Below are 18576 nucleotides of genomic sequence, written 5' to 3'. Positions count from 1 at the left end.
TCCGGCCTATGGCCTCCCCCCGCGTCCCCGCTGAGCATCAGCCGGTGGCGCGGGTTCTGCCGCTGCTGGGCCTGGCACACCTCGACCGGCCCTTCGACTACCTCATCTCCGCGGAGCAGGATGAGCAGGTGGTCCCCGGCGTCCGGGTCCGGGTCCGCTTCGCCGGCCGGCTCGTCGACGCCCTCGTCCTCGACCGCGTCGCCGCCTCCGACCACGAGCTCAAGTACCTCGAGCGCGTCATCTCACCGGAGGTGGTGTACCCGGGCTCTACCGCGAAGCTTGTCGACGCCCTCGCCGCCCGCTACGCCGGCATCCGCTCCGACATCATCCGCTCCGCGATTCCCTCGCGGCACGCCCGCGCTGAGGAGTCCGACAACACGATCCCCTGGTCCAGGCTCGGTCCTGTGAGCGAACCGGACCTGTCCAGCTGGTCGTCCTACCGATTCGGCGAATCCTTCGTCGACGCCGTGGTCGACGGGGTGACCGCCCGCGCGGCATGGCAGATCGCCCCCGGCGACGACTGGGCCTCCGCCCTGGCGGCGTTGGCCGTGAAGGTGGTCAAGGACGGCGGCGGCGCTCTGCTCGTCGTACCCGACCAGCGCGATGTGGACACGCTCGAGACGGCCCTGCGGGAACTGGTGTCCTCGAAACAGATCACGGTCCTCAACGCCGGACTCGGGCCGCAGGCCCGGTACCGCCGATTCCTCTCCATCCTCCACGGCCAGGGCCGGCTGGTCGTGGGCACCCGCTCCGCCGCCTTCGCCCCTGTCGCCGACTTGCGGCTGGCGGTGATCCTCCACGACGGCGACGACAACCTCGTCGATCCCCGCGCCCCCTACGTCCACGCCCGGGAGGTCCTGACCACCCGCAGCGCCATCGAGGGCTGCTCACTGGTCATCGCCGGACACACCCGCACCGCTGAGGCACAGCTGCTCGTCGAATCCGGCTGGGCCCACGACCTCGTGGCACCCCGGGAGGTCCTCCGCTCCCGGAGCCCGCTCATCCGCGCCGCTGCCGACACCGAGTTTGAGCTGGTCAAAGACCCCGGGCCGGGTCCTCGCGGGTGCCCGGCATCGCCTTCGACGTGGTCCGCCGGGCGCTCGAACGTGATGAGCCCGTGCTCGTCCAGGTACCCCGCAAGGGATACGTCCCGACCCTGTCCTGCGGCACCTGCCGGGCCCCGGCCCGCTGCCGACAGTGCAACGGGCCACTGGGACTGCCCACGGCCGGTTCGTCCGGACCGGGTGAGGCCGGGGTGCCCACCTGCCGCTGGTGCGGGAGACCCGACGCCCGCCACCGCTGCACCGAATGCGGCTCCGTGAAACTCCGCGCCGTGGTGCTCGGTGCCGACCGCACCGCCCAGGAACTGGGACGGGCCTTCGCCCAGACCAGGGTGATCACCTCCGGCGGCAACAAGGTGGTCGCCGATGTCGCCTGCGAGTCTTCCCTGGTGGTGGCCACCCCGGGCGCCGAACCACGCGTCCTCGGCGGCCGGTACGGTGCCGCGGTTCTCCTGGACACCTGGGCCCTGCTCGGCCGCCAGGACCTCCGCGCCACCGAGGAGACGCTGGCCAAGTGGGCCGCCGTGGCGACACTGGTTGCTCCCCATGAGGCCGGGGGCGAGGTCATCGTCGTGGCCGATCCCGGCCTGGCCGTCGTGCAGCACCTCATCCGCTGGGACATGGTCGGCGCGGCCGCAACTGAGCTGCAGCAGCGCCGCGAGGTCGGATTCCCGCCAGCGGTCCACATGGCCGCGATCGACGGCGCGAACGCCTCGCTGGACACCTTCCTGACGGTCCTCGAGGTGCCGGACGGGGAGAGGTGCTCGGGCCCGTGGACCTCCCACCCGGTGTCTCGCTGCCCGGCGAGTACGACGAGTCGCGCTTCGGACCCGCCCAGCGCATCCTGCTTCGGGTGCCCCTGGGGCCGCGGTCGGAGCTGGGCACGGCCCTGAAGGCGGCGGCGGTCGCCCGGGCGGGCCGCAAGGACGACCTGCCCCTGCGGATCCAGGTGGACCCGATCCAGATCGGTTGATGCTGTTCGCTTGACTGTGTGATAAGGGGGTTGACGATGCTTTGTGGCGGGTACAGGATCGAACATGTAATCGAAAGTGCAGGGGTGTTCGTCGTTCGTCAAGGGGGTGGTGGTAGTGGAGTCCGTGGACGAGGTCTCGGGGGCGGTGGATGACATCGCCGCAGGGCTGGAACGTCTCAGCGCGATCTTCGCCGCCCCCGACGCACTGCCATTCCGAACGGTTGCGCCGCAGATGGAGCGCCTGGAGAACGCACTGGCCGCCAAGGCCTTCATCGACGCCAGCTTCGCCTGGGCCGCGGACCAGTCCGACGCCGGGCGGCTCGTCGGCGCCACCCGCGCCCTGGACTACCTCATGGTCAGCCTCGGGCTGTCCCGCGCAGAGGCACTCGACCGCCTCAACCGCGGCCGGGACCTCTTCGCCCGGCCGACCGTCACACCCCCGCCTGCCCCGGCTCCGGAACCCGACGAGACCGAGGAGCAACGACGCGCCCGCGAGGAAGAACTGGCCAGGATCCGCGCCGAGGAACAGCGCCGACTCGAGGCCGAACGCGAGGCCCAGGAACGGGCCCGCGACGAGGCCCGGTCCCGCGCCTCCGCCGAAAAGCAGCGGATCATCCAGCAGGAACTGCGATCCCTGTCCGAACACTCCACTCCGGGCCGGGCTGAACTACTGGCGCAGGCCCTGGCTGAGGCCAAGCTCCGCGCCCCGGAGGATCTGCGGCAGTGGGTCCGAGACCGAGTCCGCCTGGCCAACTCCCGTGGCAGAAAAGCAGACGGGACCCGGGATCTCTACGCCGCCACGAAGAAGCGCATGGTGAGCATGAGCAAGCAGGACGCCGACGGGGAGTGCACGTCCGGGCCTACCTGCCCGCCGCCATGGCCGCCAAACTCAAGGCGGCCCTTGCCCCGGGGCGGCGCCCCGGCGTCAACGCCTCCGTCCCGCCGGAGGAGGACAAACGCAGCATGCAGGCCCGTGGTGCAGACCAGCTGGACGCAATCCTGGACGCATACCTCGCCGCCGGAAACGTGGCCAACCGACGGGGCGTGGGCTCCGTGGTGGTGAGCATGACCGCCGCCGACGTGGACACCCTGTCCGCCGACGATCGCTTCGCCACGAATACCGGCCACCTGCTCAGCCCCGTGGACATCCTCCAGCTCGGCATGGCGCAGTACGACATCGGCGTGGTCCACGACGCCGACGGGCTGCCACTGCACCTCGCCCGGACCCGCCGGTCCGCCTCCCTGGCCCAGCGGCTCGCCCTGTTCGCCCGGGAACTGTGCTGCACCCGACCCGACTGCACCGAGGCTCACTGCGACTCCGACGTCCACCACCTCGTGGCCTGGGCGGAAGGCGGGAACACCGACATCGAGAACTCCTCCACGGTGTGCCGTCCCCACCACGGTGACAACAACGACCGGCACGACGGAAGCGGGGGACTCGGCCACCTGGCCACGGACCCGGACACCGGGAGAGTCGGCTGGCATCCACCCGACGGCGGGCCACTCCGGTTCAACGAGACGACATTCCAGCAGTACTCCGCCGGGGCGAAGATCCGTCGCGCGCGTGAGCGGTCCGGTGGGCGGGAGAACTTCCGGGACCCGGAAGAACCGCCACCGCTGTTCGACATCGTGTCCTGACCCGATCGGAGGTGACCCGAGGGGGCAGTAGACTGCCTAGAGACCGATCCCCGTCACCGCCCGCCGAAGGAGCCCCGCCCACCCATGACTGTCCGTGAGATCCGCCTGTTCGGTGACCCTGTCCTCACCACCCGGTCGGACGAGATCACCGTCTTCGACGACGCCCTCGCCGTGCTCGTCGAGGACATGCTCGAGACGATGGACGACGCCGGCGGTGTCGGTCTTGCCGCCAACCAGGTCGGCATCACCCGGCGCGTGTTCGTCTACGACTGCAGCCACATTGAGGACGGCCTGCGCGGACACATCATCAACCCCGTGTGGGAGGCGATCGGCGAGGAGACCCAGGTCGGCCCCGAAGGCTGCCTGTCCATCCCGGAGATCTCCGAGGACACCGAACGCTACGAGACCGTCCGGGTCTCCGGACAGGACGTCACCGGCAAGCCCGTCGCCCTGGTCGCCAGCGGTCTCATGGCCCGGTGCATCCAGCACGAGACCGACCACCTGGACGGGGTGCTGTTCCTGCGTCGCCTCGCCCCGGAGCAGCGCAAGGCCGCCATGGCCGCGATCCGCACCGCCGACTGGTTCACCGCCTGAGCCTGCCTGACTCTGAAGGAGACCCCACCACATGCGCCTGATATTCGCCGGAACCCCTGAACCTGCGGTCGTGGCCCTGCGCCGTCTGCTGGAGACTGACCACGAGATCGTCGCCGTCATCACCCGTCCCGACGCCCGCCGGGGACGCGGCCGGACGCTCCACCCGTCACCGGTCTCCGCCCTCGCCCAGGAGCGCGGCATCGAGGTTCTCACCCCGACCACCCTCAAGGCCGGTACCGAGGACGGCGACGCCCTCCGGGCGCGCCTCACGGAGTTGGCACCCGACGCCATCCCGGTCGTCGCCTACGGCAACCTCATCACCCGGGACCTGCTCGACGTGCCCACCCACGGCTGGGTCAACCTGCACTTCTCGCTGTTGCCCGCGTGGCGCGGCGCCGCCCCGGTGCAGGCCGCGATCCGGGCGGGGGACGACATCACCGGTGCCTCCACCTTCCGCATCGACGAGGGGCTGGACACCGGCCCGGTCCTGGGCACCGTCACCGAGACGATCCGGACCACCGACACTGCCGACGACCTCCTCACGCGCCTGGCCTACTCCGGCGCTGACCTGCTTGCCGCCACCATGGACGGACTCGAGTCCGGGGCGATCGTGCCGCAGCCCCAGACCGGGGAGGCCACCCACGCCGCGAAGATCAGCACCGAGGACGCCCGCATCGACTGGTCCGCCCCGGCTTTCGCCATCGACCGCCACATCCGCGCCCACACCCCGGGCCCCGGGGCCTGGACCATGCTCGGTGAGGACCGTCTCAAGGTCGGACCCGTGCGGGTGCTCGGCGATGACGCAGAGGACCTGCCCGCCGGCCACCTCTCCGTTGGTCGTTCCGAGGTCCATGTCGGCACCGGTGCCGGTACCGTCGCCCTGGGGCAGATCCAGCCCCCGGGCAAGAAGATGATGAACGCGGCCGACTGGGCCCGCGGCAACGCGGCCCTCCAGGCCGGGGAACAGGTGAACTTCTCATGAGTGGTGGATTCCGGTCACGTACCAGGCGCGGCGACGAGCAGAAGAACAGCCCGCGAGGCGAGAAGCAGAACCAGGCGAGGACGGGCGGACCGGCGCGTCCGTCCCGCCCGCCGCAGAAGAACCGCCAGCCGGAGCGCGCCCGCTCCGTCCCCGGGCTCGATGCCCCGCGGTTGCTCGCCCATGAGGTGCTCGGCAGGGTCCGGCAGGACGCCGCCTACGCCAACCTCATCCTGCCCAAGGCGCTGCGCCAGTGGAAGATCACTGAGCGCGACGCCGCCTTCACCACCGAGATCACCTACGGAACCCTGCGGACCATGGGTGTGCTCGACGCGGTCATCGCCGACTGCTCGAGCCGGCCGTTGGAGCAGATCGCCCCGGAGGTGCTCGACGCGCTCCGACTCGGCGCCTACCAGCTGCTCTACACCCGGGTGGAGCCGCACGCCGCCGTCGACACCACCGTCCGGCTGGTCGAGGCGTCCGGCAACGGGAAGGCCAAGGGGTTCGCCAACGCCATCATGCGCACCATCTCCCGGACGTCCCCCGAGAAGTGGATCGAGAAGCTCACCCCCCGTGGTGAGATCGCGGCGGCCGCCTTCCGCCACGCCCACCCGACGTGGATCGCGGAGTCCTTCTCCCGGGTCCTCGGGCTGGGCGAACTCGACGCCGCCCTCGACGCCGATTCCGAGCGGCCCACGGTTCATCTCGCGGCCCGGCCCGGCGAGATCTCCGGTGAGGAACTGGCGCTGATGACCGGGGGAGAGGAGGGACCGTACTCGCCCTACGCGGTCCGGCTGGAGTCCGGCGATCCCGGTGACCTCGACCCCGTCCGCGACGGCCTGGCCACGGTGCAGGATGAGGGTTCCCAGCTCATCGCCCGCGCCGTTGTCGAGGCCCCGGTCGAGGGGCCGGACAACGGGCGTTGGCTCGATCTGTGCGCGGGCCCCGGCGGCAAGGCCGCCCTCATGGGGGCACTCGCGCGTATCGACGCCGCCCACGTCGACGCCGTCGAGGTCTCCCCGCACCGCGCGAAGCTGGTCGAGCAGGCCACTCGGGGGCTGCCTGTGACGGTCCACGTCGCCGACGGCCGTGACCCCGGCCTGGAACCCGGTTACGACCGGGTCCTTGTCGACGCGCCCTGCACCGGCCTCGGTGCACTCCGGCGTCGCCCGGAGGCCCGGTGGCGCAAGTCCGAGTCCGACATCGCAGAACTCACTCCGCTGCAGTCCGATCTCCTCGCTTCCGCCCTGCGACTCGTCCGGCCCGGCGGCGTCGTCGTCTACTCCACCTGCTCACCGGATCTCCGTGAGACCCGCGCCATCGTCGACCGGGCTGTCAGCGAGTTGGGGGCCGTCGAGGTCGACGCACACGAGTTCGTCGCCCCCATGGCCGATGTCGGTGATCACCCCAGCGTGCAGATGTGGCCGCACCGCCACGGCACCGACGCCATGTTCGTCGCCATGCTCCGCCGGCCCCTGGACAGGTAGCCTCGCGGCCATGGGAATGTTCGCCGACTACTGGGCCGTGTCCGAGGACGAGCTGGGCCGGGTGACCGGTGGCGGGGACGCGGCCGCTGAGGTCATCGCCAAACTCATGGAGACCGCCGACGATGACCCCGACCGGATCAGCACCGACCTGGCCAAGGACTGGGACGTCCTCGACATCGTCCTCGTCGGTGCCCCGCCGGTGGGCACGCCACGAACGTCGGTGGATGACGCCGTCATGGGTACCGCCGAGGTCCCCGGTGGATTCGACGGTGGATACCTGGCCACCAGTGATCCCGCCGCGACGAAGGCCATCGCCGCCCGGCTGGCCACGGTGGATCTCACCGAACGACTCCGCGCCTACGACGACGAGGCCATGGGCCGCGACGACGTCTACGCACCCTACGATCCGGCCGACCGGGGCACGATGGAGGAGGTCCTCACCGGGCACTTGGCCACCCTGCGGGAGTTCTACCGTCGGGCCGCCGAGGCGGACCGGGGCGTCGTGGTCTTCATCATCTGATCCCGACGCCTACCGGCCCGTGAAACGTGGCGCCCGCTTACCGGAGCGGGCGGCCCGGGACTCCTGTGCGTCCGCGGAGTGCCAGGCGGCCTGGGCCGCCTGCCACCGGGTGGCACCGTCGTAGGGACGGTGCGAGGAGTGGGCGAACTCGTACTTGAGGTGGCGCAGCGTCAACGGTGCCTTGGCGGCGACCAGGTTCGCCAGTTCCAACGCGGCGTCGAATCCGCCGGTCCGCACCGCGAACCCGGACCGTTCGGCATCCGCGGCCGACAGCTCTGCGCCGGTGAAGAGCATCTGGCGGGCGATGGAGCCGTCGACGAGATGTTCTAGGGTCCGGATGGTCACCTCGTCGAGGGCGATGGCGACATCGACGATGGGGACCCGGAACGTGGCGGTATCGTCGACGACTCGGAGGTCGCAGGCCATGGCCAGCTGGGTGCCGGCGCCGATGGCGGGGCCGTTGACCCACGCGATCACTGGGATGGGCAGGGTCTGGATGGTCCCGAGCATGTGCAGCAGGGTCTCGTAGAAGCCGTCGGCGTAGACGTCACCGGACAGGTCGGCGCCGGCGGAGAAGACGGTGCCGTCGCCGTGGAGGAGGACCACCCGGGCGCCGTCGTCGACCGCCGCCACCATGGCCTGTTCGATCGCCTCACACATGGGGATGTTGAGGCAGTTGCGTTTGGGGTGGTTGTTGAGCAGGATCTCCCGGATGCGGCCGTCGGCCTGGTCGGTGGTGAGGACGAGTGGGGTGTCCCTGTGCTGATCGGTGGCCACGGGCGGGTCCTTCCTCCGAAACTGGTATCGCTGACCTATCCATCTTGCCTCACCCGGCACTAGTGTGGACACCATGACTGCAGCTGTTCGACCCCGGCCCGTCTCACTCGCGGTACTCCTGGTGCTCGGACTGTTCCTCATGCTCGGGCTCAGTGCCTGTGCGACCGACAGTGCGCGCGACAGCTCCTCCGGTACTGCGGGGGACCAGGGGTCCCGCGGCTCGGCGGCGACCTACGGGGAGGCGGAGGTGGCCCAGGAGCCGGCTGATGCGGGAGCCGCCGGGGACACGGTGACGTCCTCCGCTGACGTCATCACCACGGGGTCCGCCACGGTCCGCACCGATGATCCGGCCACCGCGGCGGGGGACTTCGCCACCCGGGTCTCGGAGCAGGGTGGCCGGGTCGCCGAGACGGAGACCAGCACGCGGAACGACCGGCCGGAGGCGACCGTCACCGCCCGCGTGCCGTCCGGGGACTACCGGTCCACGATCGACGGCCTGGCGGATAAGGGTGAGGTCATCTCGCAGTCGACCCAGTCCACGGATGTCGGCCAGGAGAAGGTCGACCTCGAGGCCCGCCAGCGCGCCCTGCAGACCTCCATCGACCGGCTCACCGAGCTCATGGACGGGGCGGAGTCGGTGGAGGATCTGCTGGCGGCCGAGGTCACCCTCACCCAGCGGCAGGCCGAGCTCGACGGACTGACCTCCCAGCTGGACTACCTCACCGACCAGGTGGCGTTCTCCACCCTGACCGTCACCTTCACCACCGACGAGGCCGGGTATCAGTCGCCGGGCGTGCTGGAACGGGCGTGGGACGCGTTCCTCAGCTCCCTGGAAGCGGTGGTGATCGTGTTCATGGGGATGCTGCCGTGGCTGGTGATCCTCGCGATCATCGCCGCGGTCGTCGTGGCGGTCCTCCGACGACGACGGAAGCGGCGGGCCGGGAAATAGCACCGCGTAGACTCGGGCGCATGGCTACCCCGATCATCGCTCCCAGTATTCTCGCGGCCGATTTCTCCCGTCTCGGCGAGGAGGTCCGCGCCGTCCACAACGCCGACTGGATCCACGTCGACATCATGGACGGGCATTTCGTCCCCAATCTGTCGTTCGGCCCGGACATCACCAGGACGGTGGACAAGGTCACGGACCAGCACCTTGACGTGCACCTGATGATCGAGAACCCGGAGAAGTGGGTCGACGCCTACATCGACGCCGGGGCCGACTGCGTCATCTTCCACGTCGAGGCCACCGAGGATCACGTGGCGCTGGCGAAGCACCTGCGGGACAAGGGCGTCAAGGCCGGGTTCTCCCTCAAGCCGGGTACCCCGATCGAGCCGTACCTGGCTGACCTCGAGAACTTCGACCTCGTGCTGGTCATGAGCGTCGAGCCCGGTTTCGGCGGGCAGTCCTTCATGCCGGACCAGCTGGCCAAGGTCCGCGCTCTGCGGGAGGCGATCGACGCCAACTCCCTCGACACCCTCATCGAGATTGACGGCGGCATCTCCGAGAAGACGATCGAGCAGGCCGCCGAGGCGGGCTGTGACGCCTACGTCGCCGGTTCGGCCGTCTACGGCAAGGACGATCCGGCGGCGGCCGTCGACGAGCTGCGTCGCTTGGCCACCCGGTGACATGACCGCCACCATCGAGGATGCGCTCGCCGCGGCGCTGGCCGCGGGGGCGGAGGTCCGGGGGTCGACCAGCCCCAACCCGCCGGTGGGGGCGGCGATCCTGTCGGCCGACGGGGAGATCGTCGGTGTCGGCGGCACCCAGCCGGCCGGTGGCCCGCACGCGGAGGTGATGGCGCTGCGCCGGGCGGGGGAGCGGGCGCGGGGAGGGACGGCCGTCGTCACGCTGGAGCCCTGCAACCACTCCGGCCGCACGGGCCCCTGCGCGCAGGCGCTTGTCGACGCCGCCGTGGACACCGTCTGCTACCTCCATCCGGACCCCAACGAACAGGCCGCGGGAGGTGCGGAGCACCTCCGGGCCCACGGGATCACCGTGCGTCGCCTCGATGCGCAGGCCCCGGACCTGCTGCCCTGGCTCACCGCTACCCGGTCGGGGCGACCCCATGTGACCCTGAAGTTCGCCCAGACCCTTGACGGGCACACCGCCGCCCCGGACGGCACGAGTCAATGGATCACGGGGGAGGCGGCGCGCCGGCACGTGCATGAGGACCGGCGGCGTCGAGACGCGATCATCGTCGGCACCGGCACCGCCCTGGCCGATGATCCCTCGCTCACCGCCCGCCTGGCGGACGGCGCTCTGCACGACCGGCAGCCGCGACGGGTGGTCATCGGCACCCGCGACCTCGCGGGATCGGCGACCAACCTCCACCGCCTCGGATTCGAGCAGTACCCGGACATCCCGGGCGCGCTCGAGGCCCTGTGGGAATCCGGAGCCCGCGACATCCTCGTCGAGGGCGGGGCGACCCTCGCCTCCGGCATGCTCGAGGCAGGCGTCGTCGATGCCGTCCAGGCCTACGTCGCCCCCACCCTGCTCGGCGGCGGGGCGGGGGTGCTCGCCCGCGCTGTCGCGGGAACACTCGCCGACGCCGCCGTGTTTGACCTGGCAGACGTCACCCGCCTCGGCGGGGACGTCCTGCTCACCCTGACCCGAAAGGACTGACCGGATGTTCACTGGACTCGTCGAGGAGATCGGCACCGTCACCGCCCTGGAGCCGCAGGGGGATGCCCTGCGCCTGACCATCGACGCGCAGACGGTGCTCTCCGACGCAGCCCTCGGTGACTCCATCGCCGTCAACGGTGTGTGTCTGACCGTGGCCACCCTCGGGCCCGGATCCTTCACCGCCGACGTCATGCAGGAGTCCCTCGACCGCACCGGCCTCGGCGGCCTGCAGGAGGGTTCCGCAGTGAACCTGGAGCGTGCCATGGCGGTGGGCGACCGCCTGGGCGGGCACATCATGCAGGGGCACGTCGACGGCACCGCGCAGCTGCTGACCCGCACCTCCTCGGAGCACTGGGACGTCCTCCGCTTCAGCCTGCCCACCGGCCTCGCCCGCTACGTCGTGGAGAAGGGATCCATCGCGGTCAACGGCACATCCCTGACGGTCTCGGCGGTGGGGGAGGACTGGTTCGAGGTCTCGCTCATCCCCACCACCCTCGCCGAGACCACCCACGGACAGCTGGCCACCGGCGACGTGGTCAACCTCGAAGTGGATGTCCTGGCCAAGTACGTGGAGAAGATGCTCGCCGGGCAGGGCACTGACGATCGCCCCCGCGGCGAGGGCTAAGGTTGTCAGGCGTGAGTGACGATTCCCAGGACCCCAACGGCACCCTCCGGCTCGACCCCGTGGAGCAGGCCATCGCCGACATCGCGGCGGGCAAGGCCGTCGTGGTCGTCGACGACGAGGACCGCGAGAACGAGGGCGACCTCATCTTCGCCGCCGAACTGGCCACCCCGGAGCTGGTGGCCTTCATGGTCCGCTACAGCTCCGGTTACATCTGCGTCCCCCTGACCGACGAGGACTGCAACCGCCTCGACCTGCCGCCCATGGTGGCGCAGAACGAGGACGCCCGGCACACCGCCTACACCGTCACCGTCGATGCCGCCACCGGCACCACCGGCATCTCCGCGACCTCCCGCTGCGAGACCATCCAGCGGCTCGCCGACCCGACCACCACCCGCCGCGACTTCACCCGCCCGGGCCACATCGTCCCGCTGCGTGCCGTCGACGGTGGCGTCCTCGCCCGGGACGGCCACACCGAGGCCTCCGTCGACCTCGCCCGCCTCGCCGGGCTGCGGCCGGCCGGCGTGCTGTGCGAGATCGTCTCCGAGGACGACCCCACCGACATGGCCCGCGGCCCGGAACTGCGTCGTTTCGCCGACACCCACGGGTTGACGATGATCTCCATCGAGCAGCTCATCAGCTACCGTCGCCGCACCGAATCCCAGGTGGACCGGGTCGTGGAGACCCGCCTGCCCACCGAGTTCGGCGAGTTCACCGTCTACGGTTACCTCCACGCCATCGACGGCACCGAGTTCGTGGCGCTGGTCGCCGGCGACATCACCGGCGACGGGGACGTGCTCGTCCGCGTCCACTCCGAGTGCCTCACCGGCGACGTCTTCGGTTCCCGCCGCTGCGACTGCGGACCCCAGCTCCATGAATCCATGCGCATGGTCCAGGAGGCCGGCCGGGGCGTGATCATCTACCTCCGGGGCCACGAGGGTCGCGGCATCGGTCTGATGTCCAAACTCAAGGCCTACCAGCTCCAGGACCTGGGGTTGGACACCGTCGACGCCAACCTCGAGCAGGGCCTGCCGGCCGATGCCCGGGAGTACTCCGCCGCCGGTCAGATCCTCCGCGACCTCGGCGTGCGTTCCCTGTCCCTGCTGACCAACAACCCGACCAAGTGCGAGGCGCTCGGCGGCTACGGTGTGGAGATCAGCGGCCGCACCTCCGTGCCGGTCGAACCCAACGAGGACAACATCCGTTACCTGCGGACCAAGCGCGACCGGATGGGCCACGACCTGCCCGTCGTCGACGACTGGGACCGCACACACCAGGAAGGAACTTCCCATGAGTAAGGAGGGACTGCCGCAGGTTGCCCCGCTCGACGCGACCGGACTACGGGTCGCCGTGGTCACCGCCCGGTGGAACACCGAGATCTGCGAGCAGATGCGCGCCCGCGCCGTGGCGGCCGCCGAGGAGGCCGGTGTCGCCGACATCACCCAGGCCCACGTCATGGGTGCCCTCGAGCTGCCCGTCGTGGTCCAGGAGCTCGCCCGTACCCACGACGCCGTCGTGGCCCTGGGGTGCGTCATCCGCGGTGGTACCCCGCACTTCGACTACGTCTGCGACTCCGTCACCGACGGGCTGACCCGCATCGCCCTCGACGAGTCCACCCCGATCGGCAACGGGGTACTGACCACCAACGACCAGCAGCAGGCCGTCGACCGGGCGGGCTTCCCCGACTCGGTCGAGGACAAGGGCGCGGAGGCCATGACCGCCGCCCTCGACGCCGCCCTGACCCTGCGCACCCTCCGCAGCGGCCGGACCGACAGGGGAGACCAGTGACCGAGAGCACCCGCAAGCCGCTGACCGACGAGGAACTCGCCTTCTACAACGCCCTCGACCCGCACGCCGTGACCACCGACAAGCCCTGGGAGCTGGAGATCCGCTCGAAGCGGCTGCGCCTGCTCGCCTGGGTCGCGGTGATCGTCGTCATGGCGGTGCACATCTTCATGGGCGCGGTCGTCGATGTCGAGTTCACCGGCGCGACCGTCACCGGCATCGACATCTTCGCCTTCCCCCTGGTCGGCGTCATCATCTCCGTCCTGGCCTACCTCGCCTTCACCCGGCCCCGGGTCCGGGCCAACGAGGACGGCGTGGAGATCCGCAACATCGTGGGCACCCGCTTCTACCCGTGGACCGTGATCTACGGCCTGTCCTTCCCGAAGGGCTCGCGCATGGCCCGCCTGGAGCTGCCGGAGTTCGAGTACGTGCCCATGTGGGCCATCCAGGCCGGCGACGGCCGGGACGCCATCACCGCGGTCGATGACTTCCGGGCCCTCGAGGCCAAGTACATGCCGCAGGACTGAGCGCATGGCCGACCCCATCAGCTACCGCCCGGCCGCCGGATCCATCCCGACGGAACCGGGTGTGTACAAGTTCCGGGACGACAACCGCCGGGTGGTCTACGTGGGCAAGGCCAAGAACCTCCGTGCCCGGCTGTCCAACTATTTCCAGGACGTCACGGCGCTGCACCCGCGGACCCGCCAGATGGTGTTCACCGCCTCCTCGGTGGAGTGGACGGTGGTGGCCAGTGAGGTCGAGGCGCTCCAGCTCGAGTACACGTGGATCAAGAAGTTCGATCCGCGGTTCAACGTCAAGTACCGCGACGACAAGACCTACCCCATGCTGGCCGTGTCCACCGGTGAGGACATTCCGCGGGCCTTCTTCTACCGTGGCCCACGCCGTCGCGGGGTGCGCTACTTCGGTCCGTACTCCCACGCCTGGGCGGTCCGGGAGACCCTCGACCTGCTGCTGCGCGTGTTCCCGGTGCGCACCTGCTCGAAGGGCGTGTACAACCGGCACGAGAAGCTGGGCCGTCCGTGTCTGCTCGGCTACATCGACAAGTGTTCCGCCCCGTGCGTCGGCCGGGTGAGCCCGGTGGAGCACCGGGAGATCGTCGACGGTTTTCTGTCCTTTATGTCCGGTCACACCACGCAGGTGGAACGCCAGCTGACCCGGGAGATGGAACAGGCCGCCGAGGAGCTGGAGTTCGAGCGGGCGGCGCGCCTGCGCGATGATCTCGGTGCCATCCACAAGGTCATGGAGCGGCAGGCCGTGGTCCTCGGTGACGGAACCGATGCCGATCTCGTCGCCTTCCACACCGACGAGCTCGAGGCCGCAGTCCAGATCTTCCATGTCCGTGGTGGGCGCATCCGCGGCCAGCGCGGTTGGGTGGTGGAGAAGGCCGGTGACCAGGCCAGCGACCACACCTCGCGGGACGGGGAACCGGATCCGGCGCTGCCGATGCTGCTGCAGAACTTTCTCGTGCAGTTCTACGGCGACGCGGTGGAACGCGCCCGTGCCGAGGACCGGGACGAACAGGACCGGGTGCGGCGTCGGGGCGTCGACCAGCTCTCGCACCGCCCGCCCAAGCCGGGGGATGTCGTGCCCCGGGAGATCCTGGTGCAGGTGATGCCGGATGAGGCTGATGAGGTCACCGAGGTGCTTGCGGAGATGCGCGGCGCCGGCGTCGACCTGCGCGTGCCGCAGCGCGGCGACAAACGGGCCCTCATGGAGACCGTCGAACGCAACGCGAAAGACGCCCTGCGGCAGCACAAGCTCAAGCGCGTCGGCGACCTCACCGCGCGTTCCGCCGCCCTGCAGGACATTCAGGAGGCCCTGGGGCTTGACGACGCCCCCCTGCGCATCGAGTGCACCGACATCTCCCACATCCAGGGCACCGACGTCGTCGCCTCCCTCGTCGTGTTCGAGGACGGCCTGCCACGCAAGGCCGACTACCGCCGCTACCGGGTCAAGGAGGCCGCCGGCGACGGCCGCTCCGACGACGTGGCCAGCATCGCCGAGATCACCCGCCGCCGATTCCTGCGTCACAACCAGGACAAGCTCGCCGTCCCCGACGAGACGGAGTTTCCCGACGAGCAGGTCGAGGAGATGAGCACCGACCACCGGCGCTTCGCCTACCCGCCGAACCTCTTCATTGTCGACGGCGGCCTGCCCCAGGTCAACGCCGCCCAGAAGGTGTTCGACGAGCTCGGCATCGTCGACGTCACCCTCGTCGGTCTGGCGAAACGCCTCGAGGAGATCTGGGTGCCGGGTGAGGAGGACCCCGTCATCCTCCCGCGCAACTCCCAGGGGCTGTTCCTGCTCCAGCAGATCCGCGACGAGGCGCACCGCTTCGCCATCACCTACCACCGCCAGCAGCGGTCGAAGCGGATGCGGGTCTCCGAACTCGACGCCATCCCGGGCCTCGGCGCGACGCGGCGGAACGAGCTGGTCAAGCACTTCGGTTCCGTGAAGAAGCTCAGACAGGCCAGCGTCGAGGAGATCGCCGAGGTCAGAGGATTCGGCCCGAAGCTCGCGGCCACCGTGCACAAGGGCCTGCACCCCGATTCCCCCGACGTCTAGGATGGTGGGCATGACCGAGACCGCGCCTCGCTTTTCGACGCCCCCCGTGCTCATCACCGGCATGTCCGGCGGCGGGCTGAGCACCGCCGCCCGCGTGTTCGAGGACAAGGGATTCTTCGTCGCCCACAACCTGCCGCCGCAGCTCATCGGCGACTACCTGGAACTGTGCGCCGCCGAGGAGTCACCGGTGGACAAGGTCGCCTTCGTCACCGATGTCCGCAGCCGGAAGTTCGAGGGCCGGCTCATGGACACCCTCCGCGACCTGGAGAAGCGCGGCATGCGCCCGGCGGTCCTGTACATGGACGCCCGCGATGACGTGCTCATCCGCCGCTTCGACAGCGTCCGTCGCACCCATCCGCTGCAGGCGGGCGACACCCTCCAGATCGGCATCCAGCGGGAACGGGACATCACCTCGACGCTCAAGCAGAACGCCGACATCGTCATCGACACCTCCAACCTGTCCGTCCACGACCTGCGGCGTGCCATCGAGGCCGCCTTCGGTTCGATGGCCTTCGACCAGCAGCACGTCACCCTGCAGTCCTTCGGGTTCAAGCACGGCGCCCCCCGCGACGCCGACCTCATGATCGACGTCCGTTTCCTGCCCAACCCGTTCTGGATCCCCGAGCTCCGCGGCTTCCGCGGCACGGATCAACCGGTGTCGGATTACGTCCTGTCCCGCGACGGGGCGGAGGACTTCCTGGACAAGTTCGTCGACATGTTCGACGCCATGCTCGACGGCTACCGGCACGAGGGCAAGAACTTCATCAACGTCGCCGTCGGCTGCACCGGCGGGCACCACCGTTCAGTGGCGGTGTCGGAGGAACTCGGCCGGCGCCTCGCCGCCCGCGGAGACCTCGACGTCAACGTCATCCACCGCGACATCAACCGCGACTGACCCCAGGAAAGTCACCATGAAGATCACCTCACTGGGTGGCGGCCACGGTCTGTACCAGACTCTCGTCGGCGCCCGTCTCTGCGAACCCGAGTCCATCACCGCGATCGTCACCGTCGCCGACGACGGCGGCTCCTCCGGCCGCATCCGCCGCGAACTGGGCATCATCCCGCCCGGCGACCTGCGCATGGCACTGGCCGCCCTCGCCGCCGACGACGCCCACGGCACCATGTGGGCCGAGACGCTGCAGCACCGCTTCGGCGGCAACGGGGCCCTGGCCGGCCACGCGGTGGGCAACCTCCTCATCGCCGGACTCACCAGCGTCCTCGGCAGCGAGCAGGCGGCCCTCGACGCCGTCGCCGACCTCACCCGCTCCCACGGCCGGGTCCTGCCGATGTGCAACGAACCGCTGGAGATCGAGGCCGACGTCTCCGGGCTCGACGACGACCCGCGCATCATCCGCCCCGTCCGCGGCCAGGTCGCCGTCGCCACCACCCCCGGCACCGTCCGCCGTGTCCGGCTCATCCCGGACCGCCCCGAGGCCAGCCCCGCCGCCGTCGAGGCGATTCTCGACGCCGACCTGGTCACCATCGGTCCCGGCTCCTGGTTCTCCTCGGTCATCCCGCACCTGCTCGTCCCCGGCATCGTCGACGCCCTCAACCAGACCTCCGCCCTCAAGGCCGTGCTGCTCAACCTCTCCGCCGAGCCGGGGGAGACCCAGGGATTCTCCTCCGAGCGGCACCTCCACATGCTCAGCCAGCACGCGCCGTCGCTGACCATCGACCGCATCCTCGTCGATGTCCACACCATCCCCACCGCCTCGGAACGTGCCTACCTCGACCGCGCCGCCTGCACCCTGGGCGCCAGCGTCGAACTCGTGGACGTCCGCCTCGAGGACGCCGAGGGCCGCATGACCAACCGGCACGACCCCGCCAAACTGTGTGCCACCCTCCGTCAGATCCACCGCGTCGCACGGACCCCAGGGGCAGATGACTAGACTGACCCGGACCAGCTGGACGTAGAAAGGCAGTCATACCTGTGGCGCTGACCGCAAAAGTCAAGGACGAACTCTCCCGCGTGGCCGCCGGCCGACAGTCGGCCCGCGCCGCGGAGACCGCCGCTCTCCTGCGTTTCGCCGGGCAGATGCAGGCCGTCGCCGGACGCCTGGTCATCGAGGTGGAACTCGACTCGGCCGGTGTCGCCCAACGCCTGCGGGACTCGCTCACCGAGCTCTACGGCGTCGACGTCCACGCCCACACCATCGGGCCGGGCGGGACGAGCAAGAACACCCGCCACCTGCTGCGCGTGACCGAGGGGGCGGAGGACCTCACCCGTCGCCTCGGCCTGGTCACCCGCTCGGGCCACCCCGTCGTCGGCCTGCCCCCGCAGGTCATCAGCGGCACCGTCGCCGACAGTGAGGCCGCGTGGCGGGGCGCCTTCCTCGCCCACGGCACCCTCACCGAGCCGGGCCGGTCCTCCTCCCTCGAGGTGGCCTGCCCCTGCCAGGAGGCGGCCCTCGCCCTCGTCGGCTGTGCCCGCCGGCTGGGTATCACCGCCAAGACCAAGGAGACCCGCGGCACCGACCGGGTGGTCATCCGCGACGGTGACGCCATCGGGGCACTGCTGTCCCGCATGGGCGCCCAGCAGGTCCGCCTGGAATGGGAGGACAAGCGGATGCGCCGCGAGGTCCGCTCCACCGCCAACCGGCTGGCCAACTTCGACGACGCCAACCTCCGGCGCTCGGCACGGGCCGCCGTGGCCGCCGCCGCCCGCGTGGAACGGGCCATGCAGATCCTCGGCGACGACGTGCCGGAGCATCTCGCCGAGGCCGGGCAGCTGCGCGTCCAGCACCGGCAGGCATCCCTCGAGGAGCTCGGCCGACTGGCGGACCCGCAGATGACCAAGGACGCGGTGGCCGGACGGATCCGGCGCCTGCTGTCCATGGCGGACAAGCGGGCCGAGGAGCTCGGCCTGCCCGACACCAACGAGGCCGTGACCGACGATCTCCTCGACGATGCCTGAGCGCTGCCTGACGTGAC

General features: G+C 70.3%; 17 protein-coding genes and 1 pseudogene. 17 read left to right on the top strand and 1 reads right to left on the bottom strand.

The features are described from left to right. The first annotated feature begins 8 nt into the window (after window positions 1–8). From QP029_RS11430 to QP029_RS11405, 6 genes and pseudogenes are all read left to right on the top strand, one after another. Window positions 9–2034 (top strand): annotated as a pseudogene (locus QP029_RS11430) (primosomal protein N'). Between the two features lie 876 nt (window positions 2035–2910). Then, a complete protein-coding gene (locus tag QP029_RS11425) occupies window positions 2911–3672 on the top strand; it encodes an HNH endonuclease signature motif containing protein (RefSeq protein ID WP_284874410.1) in 762 nt (253 codons plus the stop codon). A gap of 84 nt (window positions 3673–3756) precedes the next feature. After that, a complete protein-coding gene (gene def, locus QP029_RS11420; RefSeq protein WP_284874409.1) occupies window positions 3757–4266 on the top strand; it encodes a peptide deformylase in 510 nt (169 codons plus the stop codon). Between the two features lie 31 nt (window positions 4267–4297). After that, entirely contained in the window at window positions 4298–5248 is a 951-nt protein-coding gene (fmt, locus tag QP029_RS11415) for a methionyl-tRNA formyltransferase (protein WP_284874408.1), read from the top strand. Then, window positions 5245–6732 carry an RsmB/NOP family class I SAM-dependent RNA methyltransferase gene (locus QP029_RS11410; protein WP_284874407.1) on the top strand — a complete coding sequence of 496 codons (1488 nt, stop codon included), beginning with the start codon at window positions 5245–5247 and terminating at the stop codon, window positions 6730–6732. Before fmt ends, QP029_RS11410 begins: the two co-directional genes overlap by 4 nt. A gap of 10 nt (window positions 6733–6742) precedes the next feature. Next, entirely contained in the window at window positions 6743–7252 is a 510-nt protein-coding gene (locus QP029_RS11405; protein ID WP_284874406.1) for a DUF1877 family protein, read from the top strand. 9 nt (window positions 7253–7261) lie between these two features. Here QP029_RS11405 and QP029_RS11400 read toward each other — a convergent pair whose 3' ends face one another. Then, the gene (locus QP029_RS11400; RefSeq protein ID WP_284874405.1) at window positions 7262–8029 is read right to left on the bottom strand and encodes an enoyl-CoA hydratase; all 768 of its coding nucleotides are present in this window, start codon (window positions 8027–8029) and stop codon (window positions 7262–7264) included. A 73-nt stretch (window positions 8030–8102) separates the two neighbouring features. On the opposite strand from QP029_RS11400, the gene QP029_RS11395 reads away from it, so the two are divergent. The 11 genes from QP029_RS11395 to whiA are packed head-to-tail and all read left to right on the top strand — an operon-like array spanning window position 8103 to window position 18559. Beyond that, on the top strand, window positions 8103–8978 hold the full coding sequence (locus QP029_RS11395) for a DUF4349 domain-containing protein (protein WP_284874404.1): 876 nt from the start codon (window positions 8103–8105) through the stop codon (window positions 8976–8978). A 20-nt stretch (window positions 8979–8998) separates the two neighbouring features. Further along, window positions 8999–9655: a ribulose-phosphate 3-epimerase gene (gene rpe, locus QP029_RS11390; protein ID WP_284874403.1), complete on the top strand. Its 657-nt coding sequence runs from the start codon at window positions 8999–9001 to the stop codon at window positions 9653–9655. Window position 9656: 1 nt separating this feature from the next. Beyond that, window positions 9657–10652, top strand: a complete 996-nt coding sequence (gene ribD / locus QP029_RS11385) for a bifunctional diaminohydroxyphosphoribosylaminopyrimidine deaminase/5-amino-6-(5-phosphoribosylamino)uracil reductase RibD (protein ID WP_284874402.1) — start codon at window positions 9657–9659, stop codon at window positions 10650–10652. 4 nt (window positions 10653–10656) lie between these two features. Beyond that, on the top strand, window positions 10657–11277 hold the full coding sequence (locus QP029_RS11380) for a riboflavin synthase (protein WP_284874401.1): 621 nt from the start codon (window positions 10657–10659) through the stop codon (window positions 11275–11277). An 11-nt stretch (window positions 11278–11288) separates the two neighbouring features. After that, on the top strand, window positions 11289–12572 hold the full coding sequence (locus tag QP029_RS11375) for a bifunctional 3,4-dihydroxy-2-butanone-4-phosphate synthase/GTP cyclohydrolase II (RefSeq protein ID WP_284874400.1): 1284 nt from the start codon (window positions 11289–11291) through the stop codon (window positions 12570–12572). Then, window positions 12565–13062 carry a 6,7-dimethyl-8-ribityllumazine synthase gene (gene ribH, locus QP029_RS11370; RefSeq protein ID WP_284874399.1) on the top strand — a complete coding sequence of 166 codons (498 nt, stop codon included), beginning with the start codon at window positions 12565–12567 and terminating at the stop codon, window positions 13060–13062. Before QP029_RS11375 ends, ribH begins: the two co-directional genes overlap by 8 nt. Further along, complete coding sequence (locus QP029_RS11365; protein WP_284874398.1) at window positions 13059–13586, top strand: PH domain-containing protein; 528 nt, start codon at window positions 13059–13061, stop codon at window positions 13584–13586. Before ribH ends, QP029_RS11365 begins: the two co-directional genes overlap by 4 nt. Before the next feature lie 4 nt (window positions 13587–13590). After that, entirely contained in the window at window positions 13591–15645 is a 2055-nt protein-coding gene (gene uvrC, locus QP029_RS11360; protein ID WP_284874397.1) for an excinuclease ABC subunit UvrC, read from the top strand. A 10-nt stretch (window positions 15646–15655) separates the two neighbouring features. After that, window positions 15656–16540 (top strand): RNase adapter RapZ, encoded by an 885-nt coding sequence (gene rapZ / locus QP029_RS11355; protein WP_284874396.1) that lies wholly within the window; start codon window positions 15656–15658, stop codon window positions 16538–16540. 16 nt (window positions 16541–16556) lie between these two features. Next, window positions 16557–17534 carry a gluconeogenesis factor YvcK family protein gene (locus tag QP029_RS11350; RefSeq protein ID WP_284874395.1) on the top strand — a complete coding sequence of 326 codons (978 nt, stop codon included), beginning with the start codon at window positions 16557–16559 and terminating at the stop codon, window positions 17532–17534. A 35-nt stretch (window positions 17535–17569) separates the two neighbouring features. Next, a complete protein-coding gene (gene whiA / locus QP029_RS11345; RefSeq protein WP_432418732.1) occupies window positions 17570–18559 on the top strand; it encodes a DNA-binding protein WhiA in 990 nt (329 codons plus the stop codon). The last annotated feature ends 17 nt before the right edge of the window (window positions 18560–18576 follow it).

The organism is Corynebacterium suedekumii, assembly GCF_030252185.1.
Taxonomy (GTDB): Bacteria; Actinomycetota; Actinomycetes; order Mycobacteriales; family Mycobacteriaceae; genus Corynebacterium; species Corynebacterium suedekumii.
The sequence above is the reverse complement of the archived record's forward strand: the minus strand, read 5'-3'. Positions and strand labels throughout refer to the sequence as shown.

Excerpts from the sequence above, each read along its gene's own strand:
- QP029_RS11380 (WP_284874401.1), top strand. The coding sequence starts at position 10,657 with ATGTTCACTGGACTCGTCGAGGAGATCGGCACCGTCACCGCCCTGGAG.
- QP029_RS11395 (WP_284874404.1), top strand. The coding sequence starts at position 8,103 with ATGACTGCAGCTGTTCGACCCCGGCCCGTCTCACTCGCGGTACTCCTG.
- QP029_RS11410 (WP_284874407.1), top strand. The coding sequence starts at position 5,245 with ATGAGTGGTGGATTCCGGTCACGTACCAGGCGCGGCGACGAGCAGAAG.
- rpe (WP_284874403.1), top strand. The coding sequence starts at position 8,999 with ATGGCTACCCCGATCATCGCTCCCAGTATTCTCGCGGCCGATTTCTCC.
- rapZ (WP_284874396.1), top strand. The coding sequence starts at position 15,656 with ATGACCGAGACCGCGCCTCGCTTTTCGACGCCCCCCGTGCTCATCACC.
- QP029_RS11425 (WP_284874410.1), top strand. The coding sequence starts at position 2,911 with ATGGCCGCCAAACTCAAGGCGGCCCTTGCCCCGGGGCGGCGCCCCGGC.
- fmt (WP_284874408.1), top strand. The coding sequence starts at position 4,298 with ATGCGCCTGATATTCGCCGGAACCCCTGAACCTGCGGTCGTGGCCCTG.
- uvrC (WP_284874397.1), top strand. The coding sequence starts at position 13,591 with ATGGCCGACCCCATCAGCTACCGCCCGGCCGCCGGATCCATCCCGACG.
- ribD (WP_284874402.1), top strand. The coding sequence starts at position 9,657 with ATGACCGCCACCATCGAGGATGCGCTCGCCGCGGCGCTGGCCGCGGGG.
- QP029_RS11405 (WP_284874406.1), top strand. The coding sequence starts at position 6,743 with ATGGGAATGTTCGCCGACTACTGGGCCGTGTCCGAGGACGAGCTGGGC.
- QP029_RS11350 (WP_284874395.1), top strand. The coding sequence starts at position 16,557 with ATGAAGATCACCTCACTGGGTGGCGGCCACGGTCTGTACCAGACTCTC.
- def (WP_284874409.1), top strand. The coding sequence starts at position 3,757 with ATGACTGTCCGTGAGATCCGCCTGTTCGGTGACCCTGTCCTCACCACC.
- ribH (WP_284874399.1), top strand. The coding sequence starts at position 12,565 with ATGAGTAAGGAGGGACTGCCGCAGGTTGCCCCGCTCGACGCGACCGGA.